The organism is Arthrobacter sp. 05T420, from assembly GCF_056396305.1.
This window is the reverse complement of the sequence record NZ_JBFTLG010000024.1, coordinates 19,595-33,483: the sequence shown is the minus strand read 5'-3', so window position 1 is coordinate 33,483 and position 13,889 is coordinate 19,595. Positions and strand designations below refer to the sequence as shown.

At 68.8% G+C, this 13,889-nt stretch carries 13 protein-coding genes; 4 read left to right on the top strand and 9 right to left on the bottom strand.

Going from position 1 to position 13,889, the window contains the following annotated elements; genetic code table 11:
- Positions 1–6 precede the first annotated feature (6 nt).
- The 5 genes from AC1DEM_RS19950 to AC1DEM_RS19930 all read right to left on the bottom strand — a co-directional run bounded on the left by AC1DEM_RS19950 (position 7) and on the right by AC1DEM_RS19930 (position 5,201).
- Positions 7–960: a carbohydrate kinase family protein gene (locus tag AC1DEM_RS19950; RefSeq protein ID WP_476886024.1), complete on the bottom strand. Its 954-nt coding sequence runs from the start codon at positions 958–960 to the stop codon at positions 7–9.
- A gap of 86 nt (positions 961–1,046) precedes the next feature.
- Positions 1,047–2,408: an MBL fold metallo-hydrolase gene (locus tag AC1DEM_RS19945; RefSeq protein WP_476886023.1), complete on the bottom strand. Its 1,362-nt coding sequence runs from the start codon at positions 2,406–2,408 to the stop codon at positions 1,047–1,049.
- Between the two features lie 30 nt (positions 2,409–2,438).
- A complete protein-coding gene (locus tag AC1DEM_RS19940; protein WP_476886022.1) occupies positions 2,439–2,741 on the bottom strand; it encodes a rhodanese-like domain-containing protein in 303 nt (100 codons plus the stop codon).
- A 160-nt stretch (positions 2,742–2,901) separates the two neighbouring features.
- Positions 2,902–4,254, bottom strand: coding sequence for a Na+/H+ antiporter NhaA (gene nhaA, locus AC1DEM_RS19935; protein WP_476886021.1), 1,353 nt, complete (start codon positions 4,252–4,254; stop codon positions 2,902–2,904).
- Positions 4,255–4,403: 149 nt separating this feature from the next.
- Positions 4,404–5,201 carry an alpha/beta hydrolase gene (locus tag AC1DEM_RS19930; protein WP_476886020.1) on the bottom strand — a complete coding sequence of 266 codons (798 nt, stop codon included), beginning with the start codon at positions 5,199–5,201 and terminating at the stop codon, positions 4,404–4,406.
- A 259-nt stretch (positions 5,202–5,460) separates the two neighbouring features.
- Between AC1DEM_RS19930 and AC1DEM_RS19925 the strand changes: the two genes are divergently transcribed.
- Positions 5,461–6,567: a GTP pyrophosphokinase gene (locus AC1DEM_RS19925; protein ID WP_476886019.1), complete on the top strand. Its 1,107-nt coding sequence runs from the start codon at positions 5,461–5,463 to the stop codon at positions 6,565–6,567.
- Between the two features lie 207 nt (positions 6,568–6,774).
- Here AC1DEM_RS19925 and AC1DEM_RS19920 read toward each other — a convergent pair whose 3' ends face one another.
- Positions 6,775–7,059, bottom strand: coding sequence for a DUF1540 domain-containing protein (locus AC1DEM_RS19920; RefSeq protein WP_390201628.1), 285 nt, complete (start codon positions 7,057–7,059; stop codon positions 6,775–6,777).
- A 192-nt stretch (positions 7,060–7,251) separates the two neighbouring features.
- Here AC1DEM_RS19920 and AC1DEM_RS19915 point away from each other — a divergent pair, with 192 nt between their 5' ends.
- Complete coding sequence (locus AC1DEM_RS19915; protein ID WP_476886018.1) at positions 7,252–8,307, top strand: bile acid:sodium symporter family protein; 1,056 nt, start codon at positions 7,252–7,254, stop codon at positions 8,305–8,307.
- 8 nt (positions 8,308–8,315) lie between these two features.
- Here the strand turns inward: AC1DEM_RS19915 and AC1DEM_RS19910 are convergent, their stop codons facing one another.
- The 3 genes from AC1DEM_RS19910 to AC1DEM_RS19900 all read right to left on the bottom strand — a co-directional run bounded on the left by AC1DEM_RS19910 (position 8,316) and on the right by AC1DEM_RS19900 (position 11,692).
- On the bottom strand, positions 8,316–8,888 hold the full coding sequence (locus tag AC1DEM_RS19910; RefSeq protein ID WP_476886017.1) for a LacI family DNA-binding transcriptional regulator: 573 nt from the start codon (positions 8,886–8,888) through the stop codon (positions 8,316–8,318).
- Between the two features lie 168 nt (positions 8,889–9,056).
- The gene (locus AC1DEM_RS19905) at positions 9,057–9,659 is read right to left on the bottom strand and encodes a GNAT family N-acetyltransferase (RefSeq protein ID WP_476886016.1); all 603 of its coding nucleotides are present in this window, start codon (positions 9,657–9,659) and stop codon (positions 9,057–9,059) included.
- Positions 9,656–11,692 carry an FAD/NAD(P)-binding protein gene (locus AC1DEM_RS19900; protein WP_476886015.1) on the bottom strand — a complete coding sequence of 679 codons (2,037 nt, stop codon included), beginning with the start codon at positions 11,690–11,692 and terminating at the stop codon, positions 9,656–9,658. The genes AC1DEM_RS19905 and AC1DEM_RS19900 overlap by 4 nt, the downstream gene beginning before the upstream one ends.
- A gap of 243 nt (positions 11,693–11,935) precedes the next feature.
- On the opposite strand from AC1DEM_RS19900, the gene AC1DEM_RS19895 reads away from it, so the two are divergent.
- Both AC1DEM_RS19895 and AC1DEM_RS19890 read left to right on the top strand, forming a co-directional pair.
- Positions 11,936–13,033 (top strand): amino acid ABC transporter permease, encoded by a 1,098-nt coding sequence (locus AC1DEM_RS19895; RefSeq protein ID WP_476886014.1) that lies wholly within the window; start codon positions 11,936–11,938, stop codon positions 13,031–13,033.
- Positions 13,030–13,881: an amino acid ABC transporter ATP-binding protein gene (locus tag AC1DEM_RS19890; RefSeq protein WP_476886013.1), complete on the top strand. Its 852-nt coding sequence runs from the start codon at positions 13,030–13,032 to the stop codon at positions 13,879–13,881. Before AC1DEM_RS19895 ends, AC1DEM_RS19890 begins: the two co-directional genes overlap by 4 nt.
- The last annotated feature ends 8 nt before the right edge of the window (positions 13,882–13,889 follow it).

The window sequence follows — 13,889 nt, the reverse complement described above, 5'->3', positions numbered from 1 at the left end:
TTTCACTCACTGCAGGGGTTGGGCCCCCATTTCCACCCGTGCCAGCTCCGCGCGCGTGGGCGGGTTGGCGCCGGCACGGGACACGGTGACCGCCGCTGCCCGGGAGGCATGGGCGAGCAGATCGCGAAGACTTTCGGCGGAGAGTTCGCGCAGGGCCTTGCGGTTTTGTGCCCCGTCCAGGCCCAGATCCACCACGCCGGACAGCAGCGCGGCCATGAACGAATCCCCTGCCCCCACGGTGTCCGCGACGCTGATCTCCGGTGCGGGGAACTGCGCCGCACCTGCGGCGTTGATGCCCCAGGGGCCGTGGCCGCCACGGGTCACCACCACCATGGCGGGGCCCTCGGAGCCGCCCAGCGCCAGCCAGCGGCGGGCCGAATCCAGCGGGTCAACACCGGGATAGAGCCATTCGAGATCCTCGTCGGAGGCTTTCACCACGTCAGCGAGGGTTACGAACTTTTCGGCCTGCCCGCGGGCGTAGTCCACGTCCGGGATGATGCTGGGGCGGCAATTGGGGTCAAAGCTGATGGTCGCGGACGGGTGGGCGCGCTCGACGGCGGCGAGCACCTCGGCGGCGCCGGGCGCCAGCATGGTGGCGATGGATCCGGTGTGCAGCAGCGTGGTTCCCTGGAGCAGGAACGGCAGGCGCGCCGCGACGCCGGGAAGCTCCCAGGCGAGGTCGAAGGTGTAAGTGGCGGCGCCGGCGTCGTCGATCCGGGCGGCGGCCACGCTGGTGGGCAGCTCGTCGGGTCCCAGCGGGAGCAACACGGAGCTCGACTTCAGGTGTGCGGCCAGGGCCTCGCCATACGGATCTCGGCCGTAGCGGCCAATGAACTGGACGGGATGGTCCAGCCGCGCCAGCCCCACCGCCACGTTGAGGGGGCTGCCGCCGACATGGGCCTGGACGCCGGAGGACCGCTGGACTACATCAACCAGTCCTTCGCCAATAACTGTGAGCATGACCATACTCTGCCAGAGAATCCGCTCCGGCGCCGTGTGTTGCGCGCCCGCCCGCTTCCGCCGGGCTGCCCGCTCAGGCCACGGTCTCAGGCGGCCGTGGTGTCCAGCGTAATCCCGGCGGACGCGGCGTCGCCGAACCTGGCGTCGATGTGGACAACGTCTCTGCCCGCCCGCTGGAGGAGGCTGGCGGCGATCCCGGCACGGTACCCGGAAGCGCAGTGCACCCAGAGCTTCCCGGCGGGGACGTCCCCGAGGCGCAGCAACAGCTCGTGCAACGGCACGTTGACCGCACCGAGCACGCGGGCAGCGGCGAATTCGTCGGCCCGGCGCACGTCCAGGACGGTGTCCCCGGGCGGCCGGGCGGCAAGCACGCCATCCCAGCCCACGCGCGGGTAGGAGGCGAGGCGGGCCTGCGGTGCCAGGGCGTGCGGCTCGGAACCGAGCGCGGCGTCCGGGGATTCGATGCCGATCCGGGAGAGGTCGCGGATGGCGCGCTCGATGTCTTCCCGCGAGCCCACCAGAGTCAGCGGCTCACCCCACGGGAGCACCCAGCCGAGATACGTGGTGAAACTGGAGCCGGAGCCATACTCAAAACTGACGCTGCCCTTGAGGTGGCTGTTGGCGAACGCCACCCGCCGCCGCAGGTCCACCACCCACTCGCCGTCGTCCAATCGCCGGGTGAGCTCCGCGGCGTCGAGCGATTCGGGAACGGCCAGCTCGGAGGCGGCCGGTCCCTGAAGGTTGGCCGGACTCATGTGGGCGTAGTACGACGGGTGGTCCGTGAGGTTGGCGATGAGCTGGCGGACAAAGTGGTCCTCGTCAGGGTCCGTCAGCGCGTGGTTGGCGGCGAGCTGCTCGCCGATGGTGGAGGACCGGGCACGGGTGGCGGGTCCGGAGGAGCAGAACGAGCCGAATCCGTGGGTCGGGAACAGGGCGGCGTCGTGGCTGGACTCGGCGGCGAGGCGCCGGACCGAGGCGTACTGGTCATGGGTCAGGCCGACCGTGTCCGCCTCGGCAACAAGGTCGGTGCGGCCCACCGAGCCATACAGCAGGCTCCCGCCGGAGAAGACGGCCTGCTCCTCGCCGTCGTCCACGATAAACGACATATGCGTGTGCGTGTGGCCGGGCGTGGCGACCGCCTTGACCGTGAGCGAGCCCACCTGGACGGTTTGGCCGTCCGTGACGGGCGTACGCTCGAAGGCGACGGGATCGGCGGCGTTCACGAGGTAGCTGGCGCCGTGGGCGCGGGCCAGGATCAGCCCGCCGGTGATGTAGTCATTGTGCAAGTGGGTCTCGGCCACATGCGTGATGGCCACGCCGGCGTCGCGGGCGGCCGCCTCAATGCGGTCGGTGTCACGCTGCGGGTCGATCGCCAGCGCCACGGAGCCGTCGTGGACCAGATAGCTGCGGTCCCCGAGCTGCGGGGTCTCGATGACGATGACTTCCATGATCCCTCCGGTGAGGTCAGGCCGGTACGGTCAGCCCCGGTTGACGGGGTGTCCCTCGTCCTGCCACTGCATGATCCCGCCGGTGACGTTGACGGCGTCGTACCCCTGGTCCTCCAGGTAGGTGGCGGCCTGGGCGCTGCGGCCCCCGGCGGCGCACATGACGTAGACGGTTCCGCTGGCCGGAACCTCATCGAGGGACTGGACAAACCGTGAGAGCGGAATGCTCCTGGCGCCGGGAACGCGGACAGCGGCGTATTCGTCTTCCTCGCGGACATCGACGATTTCGGTGGCGTCGCCCAGGGCGGCCAGGTCCTTGACGGAGATGCTCTTCATGCCTGTTCCTTTCGCGGGCGCCGGACGGCCCGGCGCGCGTATTCCAGCTACACAATGATACCCCTTGGGGTATCACCGTTGCTCTGGACGGCACGTCCCTGCCGCACCCCCAAATCTAGTCCGTCAAGCTGGCCTGTCCACCCAGGCTGCAGGGCCCCAGCTAGCCTGCGGGACGGTCTTGCTGGTAGACGTCCGGGATGCCGTCGTGGTCCGAGTCGATCTTTTCTTCCTCTTCCGCCTGGCGGTACTGCTTGTTGCGGACCCGCAGCACGGCGGCCGCGAGGAGAGCCGCGAGCACTGTGGCCGCAAGGATCCCGACCTTCGCGTGGTCGTCGTGGACGGTGCCTTGGCCGAAGCTCAGTTCGGCCACGAGCAGCGACACCGTGAAACCTATGCCCGCAAGGATGGACAGCCCGAAGATGTCGATCCACTTGAACGAACGGTCCAGCCTGGCCCGCGTGGTCTTGGTGATGAGCCAGGTGGTGCCGAGGATCCCGGCCGGTTTTCCGAGCACGAGGGCCAGGACGATGCCCACGGCCACGGGGTCCGTCACAGCGGCACCGAGGCCCCGCCAGCCGCCGACGGCCACCCCGGCGGAAAAGAACGCGAAGGCCGGGACCGCGAATCCAGCCGAGATCGGGCGGAACCGGTGTTCAAAGATCTCCGCCAGGCCCGGTCCGGCCTCGGGCCCGCCGCTGGCTTGGGACCGCCGGACCGGGACCGCGAAGCCGAGCAGGACCCCGGCCACGGTGGCGTGGATTCCTGAGGCGTGGACGAGCGCCCACGTGGCGGCGCCGAGCGGCAGAAGGATCACCCACGCGGCCAGTGAGTGCATGCCGAAGAACCGACGGTATTTCTGCACCAGGAGCGTATACAGGCCCAACGGGAGCAGGGCCAGCAGGAGAGGCACGGGATGGAGTTCGCTCGTGTAGAAGATGGCGATGATGGTGATGGCCAGAAGGTCGTCCACGACGGCGAGGGTGAGCAGGAAGATCCGCAGCGCACTGGGAAGGTGGGAACCGATGATCGCCAGCACGGCGAGTGCGAAGGCGATGTCAGTGGCGGTGGGGATCGCCCAGCCCCGCAGGGCGTCGGGGCCGCCGAGGTTGACTGCCGCATAGATGAGCGCGGGTACGGCCACGCCGCCCACGGCGGCGGCCACCGGGACCACGGATTTGTTGAATTGGCGCAGGTCGCCCGCGACGAACTCGCGCTTGAGTTCGAGCCCCACCAGGAAGAAGAAGATGGCCAGCAGGCCGTCGGCGGCCCATGCACCGAGGCTCAGCTCCAGATGCCAGGGCCCGTAGCCGATCGTGAAGTCGCGCAGCGCGAAGTAACTCTCCGAGGCCGGGGAGTTGGCCCAGACCAAGGCCACCGCCGCCGCCGCGACCAGCAGCGCGCCGCCTACGGTTTCCTTGCGGAGGATCTCGCCGATTCGCAGGGCCTCGGCGTAGCTGCCGCGGCCGAAAACGGTGAGGCGAGGGGGTGTGGGAGGGGGTGGCGGGGCGCTCATGGAGTCCTCAAAGTGGGGTCGACGGAATCATGCCGACCAGACTTCCCGGCGCACCTTGGTCCAGTCTATTGGCATTCACCCGCCCCGGGGACGTCTGGCAGGCGGACGGGCGCGCCTTGCTGGCAGCTAGGTGGGGACCCGCGCCGGCTTCAGACCAGCAGCTGCTGCACGAGTTCACGGCATTTCCGGTAGGCGGGAGCCTTTGGATCAATGAGCGCAAAGTGGTCGCCCGGGACCTTCAGCAACTGGACCGGCGCACCGGCCGCCTTGGCTGCTCCGGCGTAGGTCTCGGACTGGCTGACCGGCACACTGTCATCCTCCGTGCCGTGAACGGCATATACGGGTACGCCGAGTGGCACCGCGCTCATGGGGTCTGCATATTTGTGCCGTTTGGGATACTTCTCCGACGAGCCGCCCAGGAAGTTGCTGACGGCGCCGTTGCTGAGGTTGAGCCGCTCGGCGGCCGCGAGGTTGAGCAACCCCGACTGGCTGACGACGCCGGTAAGCTGCACCGCGCCGTCGTCGTCGCCGCGGCGGATCAGCTGGCGGTCCGCATCCGGGGCTCCGAGCCCGGCGAGCCGACCGCGTCCCGCCGCCCAGACGGCGAGGTGACCGCCGGCCGAGTGGCCCAGGGCCACCACCCGGTCCAGCCCGAGGCCGTGCTCGTCTGCGAGCTCCCCGAGCTTGTCGATTCCGGCCAGGACGTCGGCAAAGGTGTTGGGCCAGCCTCCGCCGTTGCCGGCGCGCCGGTACTCCAGGTTCCAGGCTGCCATGCCGTGCGCGGCGAGGTCCTTGGCAAGGGGTTCCCCAAGTTCTGCGCCGTACTGCGAACGCCAGTACCCGCCATGGATCACCACCACCACACCCTTGGGCGCGGCCACCTCCGGAAGGAAGAGCTCACCCCACTGGCTGGGGTCCTCGCCATATTGGTACTTCTGCCTCTTCACAGCGTCCTCCTTGGGGCCCGGTGAACAGGCGACGGAGACTGCCCCAAGAGTCACCGCCGCTGCGGCAGCGATCATAGCCCGCCGCCGCATTTCAGCCATGTGCTGAGCCTACCTTGGGCGCCAAGCGGCCCCGCGCAGGCCGGGCCCCGCACGCCGCCCTTGAACACCGCCCTTGAACACGGCCAGACGGCGGCGGCCGCGGCAGTGCCTGCGGACCGGCTTGCGGGCAGGTGTCGGCGGTGCGCCGTAAGCTGGATCCATGGCGAGCAACTGGGACCGTTTGGACTTGAGCCTGCGCGATTCCGTGCAGGAGAACGTGGAACTGTACGAGCGGGTCCGGCCTGCCCTGAAGCTGGTCACCCGGGAGGTTCTGCTCACGCTGCGGACTATGCTCAAGGACACCGAGGTCACGCCGTTGTTCGTCACCGGCCGCACCAAGACCGTTGAGTCCTTCCGCGAGAAAATTTCCCGCACCGAAGAACCGCTGGAGCCCGGCGGGCCGCCTGTTCTGAAGTTCCCGGATCCGTTCCGGACCTTGAACGACATGGTGGGCATCCGTGTGATCACCAAGCTGCCCGCGGAGAACGCGGTAGTGGCCAACCTGATCAAGCGCCAGCGCCAGCTCTTTGACTGCCGTGGAGACCGCGAAAAGGACATCGGCTCGATCGAGTCCGGTACTTACGGCTACTCCAGCCGGCACCTGATCCTGCGGACTATCCAGAACGAGGCCGTCAAGGACTACCAGCTGGCCTTCAACCCGGAAGTCCCGCCGAACGGCAGCTACTTCTTCGAGTGCCAGATCCGCACCGTGTTCGCGCACGCCTGGAGCGAGATCGAGCACGACATCCGTTTCAAGGCCGAGGACCCGCGGGCCTGGACCCCGCACTTCGACCGCCAGTTCACGGCCACGGCAGCCATGCTGGAGACCGTGGAGAGCGCGTTCTCGGACCTGCATGAGCGCTACGAGGAGGTCCGCAGTTACTGGGATGTGGACGGCGAGGGTGGCGCGCAGCTGACGCCCAACCGGATCCGCGACGTGTGGCGGACCTTGCTGCCGCACGTGGACCGGAAGGTCGACGACGACTGGGGCTGGGCCGCGGAACTCATGGCGGCCCACGGCCTCAACCAGACCATGCAGCTCGCCGGGCTGCTCAGCGCCAACCGGATCACCGAAGTCCGCAAGGCCCTGGACCACCGCTACTCCCCCGGCCCGGACCGGCTGCTCGATGACCTGCTGCTGTGGCAGTACGGCACCGAACACATCGAGCTCACCGCCGAGCCGGCCGACGCCGTCCCGCACCCCCGCCGCGACAGTCTCCTCCGGCGGCTCAAGCAGATCGAGCGGTACCGGCTCACCCAGGGCTAGCGCGGGCCCGCGTCTGCGGATCCGGATGCCCTATGCCGCCCTTCGCTGCCTGTGTGCCTCAATGCCGCGACCTTCCCCGCTCTGTGCTGCTTGCCCTGCGCGGATTCTCCCCACCTTTGAATGTGCGACGCCGGGACTCAGCGGCGTTTCTGTGCGACACGCCGGGCATCGCCCTCAAAAGTGGGGAATTTCGACGCCACACGCGGCTTATCTGTGGGCGTAGGTGAGGCAATCCGCGTTGTCGACCCCCGGGCCCACGTGCACTTCGGGCGCTTTACACATCAGGTGATCGTTGTGGGCGCATTCGGTACGCTGGCAGGCACCGACGTCGGCCAGCACCTTGGGGAGCCCGCCGTGCACACCGATGTCGATAAACGTCGCGCAGGAGGCATGGTCTTCAGCGCCGCCGACGGTAATGGCGGCCGCGTTGCAGTGGGAGTGATCGTTGAAGGAGCAATTGTTCACGCTGCAGTCGGCTACGTGCGTCGTCATTGGATTTCCTCCATGCTCCGGCCACCCGGGACGGGCAGCGCCGTGGTTCCACGGTAGGCCGCACCAGGGCAAACAAAAAGGCCCAATCGTGTGACCTAATACCGGCCCGGGAGGTGCCAAAAATCTGACATATTCGTTCGACAGGTGGTCACGAAGTCGTCAGTCCGTGGATGCCGGTGGCACCATTCTTGGATGCTTGAGGCAACCAAAACTCCGAATACCGCCCGGGACGCGAGCGCTGCCGCCGACGTCCCGGCCAATCCCGCCCTCGCCGCCGAGGCAAAGATCGCCCGGATCGCGGTGACCATCTTCCCGATCCTCGTCGTGATGGCCGGGCTCGCCGGTTTCCTGCTCCCCGGGGCGTTCAAACCGCTCGCGCCCAGCGTGCCCTTCCTGCTGGGCATCATCATGTTCTGCATGGGCCTGACGCTGACCCCGCCAGATTTTGCCTCGGTGGCCAAGCGTCCCTGGGCCGTGGCCCTGGGAATCGTGGCGCACTACGTCATCATGCCGGGGGCCGGCTGGCTGATCGCCGTCGGCCTGCACCTCGAGCCGGAGCTTGCGGTGGGTCTGATCCTGGTGGGCTGCGCGCCGTCGGGCACTGCCTCCAACGTGATGGCGTTCCTGGCCAAGGGCGACGTCGCCCTGTCCGTGGCCGTCGCTTCGGTGTCCACGCTGATCGCCCCGATCGTGACGCCGCTGCTGGTGCTGTTCCTGGCCGGCTCGTACCTGAGCATCGACGCCGGCGGCATGGTCCAGGACATCGTCAAGACCGTCCTCCTGCCCGTCATTGCCGGCCTGCTGGCACGCCTCTTCCTCCGCAAGCTCGTGGCCAGGGTCCTCCCGGCCCTGCCGTGGGCCTCCGCGGCCGTGATTTCCCTGATCGTGGCGATCGTGGTGGCCGGCAGCGCCAGCAAACTCGTCGCCGCGGGCGGCATCGTGTTCCTCGCCGTGGTACTGCACAACGGCTTCGGACTGGGCCTGGGCTACCTGGCCGGCAAGCTGGGGCGCCTGGATGACAAGGCGCGCAGGGCCCTCGCCTTTGAAGTCGGAATGCAGAACTCCGGCCTGGCCGCCACCCTCGCCACGGCGCACTTCGGCGCGCTGGCCGCGCTGCCGTCCGCCGTCTTCTCCCTGTGGCACAACGTCTCCGGCGCGATCGTGGCCGCGTGGCTGGCCCGGCGCCCCCTCAGGGAGGAACCAACGCAGAACGCCGCTGCACTGGAGGCCGCCGCGCTGAAAGCCTAAGCGGGTTCCTAGCTCCGGAGCCTGGCGAGCAGCGCCGTGACGGCGCGCTCGGCCAGGACCTCGGGGCTGTCCGTTCCGGAGATCACATCGTAGGCGCCGTGGACACCGGGGCTGCCGGGCCCGGCGTCGTCCGCGATGAGCACCTGGGCCACGCCGCGGACGGCGAGTTCAGCCATGGTCCCGGAATCGTCGCCAGTCTCCGGCGCGCAGGTGTGGATGACGCCGTCGGCGCCGCCGGAGAGCATGAACTGCCGCCAGCCTCCGCCCAGCAGGACGACGGCCTGATAGCCGTGCTCCGGCAGGATTCCGGCCAGCACCGTGGCGATGGCCCTGTCCCGCGGCTGCTCGAGGTCCACGACGGCTACGGCCACCAGCTCCGTCCGGCCCCGGCGCATTCCCCGGGCGGCACGGTTGGCCACGTAGCCAAGTTCGCGGACCGCGGATTGCACCCGGTCCTGGGTGGCCTGGCTGATCCGGGTGGTGCCGCCGGAGCGGCCGGAGAGCACGTAGGAGACGGTGGTCAGGGACACCCCGGCCGTCTCCGCGACGTCGCGGATGGTGGGCTTGGATCCATGCCGCACTGATGACTCCCGGCTGCTTCTCCGCCGTTTCGTGGCGGCTCCTGAAAACTTCGTCCTAGGGGCGAACCCCATGTGGAACTCTAGCCCGAAGCGCCGCTCCCCGGCCCACGGCGAACAAACAAGCAACGCGGGGTCACTTAGCGCCCATCCCAAGGCCTTGGATGGGCGCTAAGTGACTCCGCGTTGGGTTGGATTCGGGTTTGGTTTGGCGAGGTCTTTGGTGAAGGGCAGCGGTCCGATGGTTTCCGGGTCGGCGGAGAGATCGAACTGGGCCTCGTAGCCGGTGTTCAGGTAAAGGTGCTTCGCCTCCGGCTGGCGGGGGCCGGTGGTCAGGTAGACCTTCCGGTAGCCGCGGCGGGCGGCCAGCGCTTCCAGTTCGGCAAGGACAAACCGGGCCAGTCCGCGGCGGCGGTGGGCCGAATGCGTCCAGATCCGCTTGAACTCGGCGGTCTGCGGGCCGTGCCGGCGGAAGGCACCGCCCGCCACGGATTCGCCGTTCTCGCGCACAATCAACAGGGCCCCGCCAGGCGCCGCGAATTCCTCCGCCGGGTAGCGGTTGAGTTCCTCCGCGGCGGCTCCGCGGCCGAAGAGGTTGCCGTAGCGGGTGTCATATTCGAGCGCGAGCTCATCCAGGAGCGGACGGACCCTGGGATCGCTCATGGGGAGGTTGAGGACCGTCAGCGTGGAGCTGCCCGCGGGCTGGGTTTCCGCCGGCGGGATTTCGATGGGCCGGGCCTCGGCGGGCGGGGTGTGTAGTGGTGGCGGTGTCATGACGGTGTCTTTCCGCCGGCGGCGGCCTGCGGCACCGGCTGGCCGATGTTGGCTGGCTCGCTGCCCGCTTGATCGTTGTTGGTCTGGCTCGATGCTGGCCTGGCCGTTGTTGGGCCGGACAGCAGGTTCAGGATGCGCCGGGCCAAGGCGTCGTTTTCCCGGAACGGTGCGGCGTTGGTGCGGGGCCGGGCGAAGGCGCCCGCGCCCCAGCCGGAGGTGCCGGGCCCGACGCCGAACAGCCGCTCGCGCCTCTCCCCCACCGGGCTGATCAGCTCGTTGTGGGCGGACACCAGGAGCCGTCCGGTCGCATGCGTGCCGTCCGCGGTCAGGAGCTGCTGCTCGGTGCCGAGCCCGGAGGTGTGCAGCTGGCGCAGCAGCGGGTTCGCGGAGCGGGCCACCGACGGCGCCGGGAGCCGGGCCTCGATCAGGGCCGCCGCTGACACGGTGAGCCCGGACTGGGCCGAGCGGGCGACGAACCGGCCCGAGTGCTCCGCGGCCTCGATCTCCAGGCCTGGGCCGATGAACTGCAGCAGTCCGGCCTGGTGGATCGCCAGCATCTCCCGCAGCCTGCGCGGCGGCGGCCCGGAGTCGACGAAGCTGAAGAAACCGTGCCACCAGCCCTGGACGTCGCGCTGCGACCGCGCGTTCAGCCGCTCTGCCGGGAGCAGTCGGCCCAGGTCCATGTAGGACTTGAGCAGGGAAATGAACAGGGCCAGCGTCTCCGAATGGTCCGGTCCGGTGCGTAATTCAAGGTCGCGGCCGATGTACGCTGCCACCGCGGCTTGGACATCTGCGTGGCCGGCGAATACCCGGTCCGCGAAGGGATAGTCCAGCCGTTCGAGGTCCAGGTGGAGCTCTGCGTCCGGGACGGACTCAGTGACCAGTCGCTGGCGGTCCTGGCTGGACCACTCCGCAGCGGAAAACCTCTCGGCGAATTCCGGCCAGCCAATCCGGACCCGCTCCGGGTAGCCGGTGAACAGCTCGCGGTAATACGCGTAGCCTGCATCCTTCGCGATCAGGGGCCACAACTGGTCGCGGAAGTCCACCTCGCCGGGCGCGTCCAGCAGCACCGCGACGGCCTCTGCGGTGAAGAACGCGGGCTCTGCCGCTGCGTCGCCGCGCAGGGCTGACGTGATCTTGGAGTGGTAGGGCACGCCGCGGCGGGACCCGGCCCACAACCGCGGCTCAGCACCGGAGGGCAGGTAGCGCAGGCCGCCGTCGGGCAACTCTTCAAACCTGCCGCCGCGACCCTCCATGAGCAGAACCAGAAGGTCCACGAACGCCAGGCCCATGCCGGAGACGATCACGTCCTGGCCGGCGGCGAGCGGTGCGTAGTCGACGTCGGTGGTGTAGCTGGGCGCCGCGTGGAACGCGCCGTGCCGGGCGGCAAAACCGGCCCACGCGGCGGACTCCTCGTCCGGCAGCGAATCCGTGTGCCCCAGGGAAGCGATCACGACGTCGGCGCGCAGCACCGCGCCGCTGGCCAGCCGGACGCGGTAGCTTTCCGGGCCCTGTTTGGGTTCACGTTGTTCCGGGCCGTCCTGCACAAGTTCGACGGCGGACGCCGTGTCCCGGTGCACCGTGACGGTGACGTCCGGCCCGAGGGCCGCGACGGAGCGCCGGAAGAACCATTCCAGGTAGACACTCTGCAGCTGCCGGGTGGGGAAGGTGGAGCCGGTGAGGGCAGCCAGCTGGCGCCGGAGTTCCGGAGTCAGCTCCGGGACGTCCGCGATGGAGCCGTCCAGGACCCCGGCGGCCCAATCCGGCAGGCCGGGGCCTTCAACCGCCGGCCCCTCGCACTGGACCGAGGCATCGGTGAACATCGTGACATCCGCCGCGGCGGAGTTGAGCATCAGCCCGGGGTGCTGTTCGTAGCGCCAGATCCTGCCGGCGCCCGGGGTGTGCGGCTCCACGACGTGGATCTGGAGCGCGCCGGCGAGCAGCTCCGGCCGGTTGGCGGCAAGGCGTTCCAGCAACCCGGCCGTGCGCGGGCCGCCGCCGATGAGGACCACGGATGGGGCATTCACTAGCATGACGGTCTCCTCGCTCTGGTACGCAGCCCTCATGCTAGGCACCCGAAACGTGGCCGGTCGAGGCGCCGGTCACGGCCGTTCACCCCACGTAACGCGGCGTAAATCGAGGCAAGAAATCGTCGTGTGACGCCGTGCGAACCTGCGTGAACGTATGCAACTTGCCGCCTTGCCGCACGTTTTCGGCGGCCCCTAGATTGGCAGCCAACCGTACCCCCACAGCAACTGGAAGAAGCGAGGTGGCGCATGAGTTCAACAGCAACCCCGGTGGCGCAGTCCGCCCCGGTGCCGGCGTCCGCCGGCACCGGAACCGCACCCGAAACCGCACCGGCCGGCACCGCCGGGCCCACAGCCGCCGCCGGCACCGGAACCGCACCGCGCGAAACGGCCGGTGCAGCGGGCCGCAAGGCAGCCACCGACTATGCCGACTACCGGCCGGTCCCGGCCCGCCACCCGTGGCGCTGGGTGGGCACCGCCGTCGTCGCCCTGGGCGTGGCGGGCATTGCCTGGTCCCTGGCCACCAACCCGCGCTGGGAGTGGGGAGTGGTGGCGCAATGGTTCACCGCGCAGTCGATTGTGAACGGCCTGCTGGAGACCCTGAAGCTGACGGCGATCTCCGGAGCCCTCGGGTTCATCCTGGGCTTCCTCCTGGCCCTGATGCGGCTTTCCGCATCCCCGCTGCTGGTCTCCGTCTCCTGGACCTTCTCCTGGATCTTCCGCTCCACGCCGCTGCTGGTGCAGATGCTGCTTTGGTACAACCTGGGCTACCTGTACGAGAAAATCAGCCTCGGAATCCCCTTCACGGACGTGCACTTCGTCGAGGCGCAAACCACCACCCTGATCAGCCAGTTCGCAGCGGCGGTCCTCGGCCTGACCCTGAACCAGGCCGCCTACTCCGCCGAGATCATCCGCGGCGGCATCCTCTCCGTGGACCAGGGCCAGCTCGAGGCTGCAACCGCCCTGGGCATTCCGGCGTGGCGGCGTTCCACCAGGATCGTCCTGCCCCAAGCCATGCGGGCCATCCTGCCCACCGCCTTCAACGAGGTGATCGGCCTGGTCAAGGGCACCTCGATTGTCTACGTCCTGGCCTACTCCGAGCTGTTCTACACCGTCCAGGTCATCTACAACCGGACCCAGCAGGTCCTGCCACTGCTGCTCGTGGCCACCCTCTGGTACGTCGTGATCACCTCGGTGCTGAGCGTCTTCCAGTACTACATCGAGCGGCACTACTCCAAGGGCGCCGTCCGCACGCTGCCCCTGACCCCGCTGCAAAAGGCCCGCAAATTCCTCGCCACGCATGCGCCGGCAACCGGCGCAACCACCCAGGAAAGGGGCACCCGATGAGCGCCGTTGCCACCCACACCCTACCGGCGCCCGCCGCCACTGACGCCGAAACCACCCGCGGCCTCGTCGAGATCACCAAGGTCCGCAAGTCCTTCGGGGCCACGGAAGTCCTCAAGGGCATCACGCTGACGGTCGAGCCCGGCGGCGTCGCCGTAATTGTCGGCCCGTCCGGGTCCGGCAAATCCACCCTCCTGCGCACCATCAACCACCTGGAAAAGGTCGACGCCGGGTTCATCGCGATCGACGGCACGCTGGTGGGTTACGAGGTCCGGGGGCGCCGGCTCCACGAGCTGCGCGAAAAGGAAATCCTGAAGCAACGCACCGAGATCGGCATGGTGTTCCAGAACTTCAATCTCTTCCCGCACCTGACCGCGCTGGAAAACGTCACCGAGGCCCCGGTCGTCGCGCCACGGGCCGGAAAACCCCGGTCGTCCAAGGCCGAGGCCCGCGAACGCGGCCTGGAACTGCTGGACCGGGTGGGCTTGAAGGACCGTGCCGGCGCCTACCCCCGCCAGCTGTCCGGCGGCCAGCAGCAACGGGTCGCGATCGCCCGGGCCCTGGCCCTGGACCCCAAGATCCTGCTCTTCGACGAGCCCACCTCGGCCCTGGACCCGGAACTGGTCAACGAGGTCCTGGACGTCATCCGCGAGCTCGCCAAGTCCGGCACCACGCTGATCATCGTCACGCATGAGATGGGCTTCGCCCGCGACGTCGCCGACACGGTGGTGTTCATGGACCAGGGCCAGATCGTCGAGCAAGGCACGCCCCAGGAGATTTTCACCAACCCGCAAGAAGAACGCACCCGGAGCTTTTTCTCCAAGGTGATCGAACCCGCTTTCAACATCTAAGGAACACC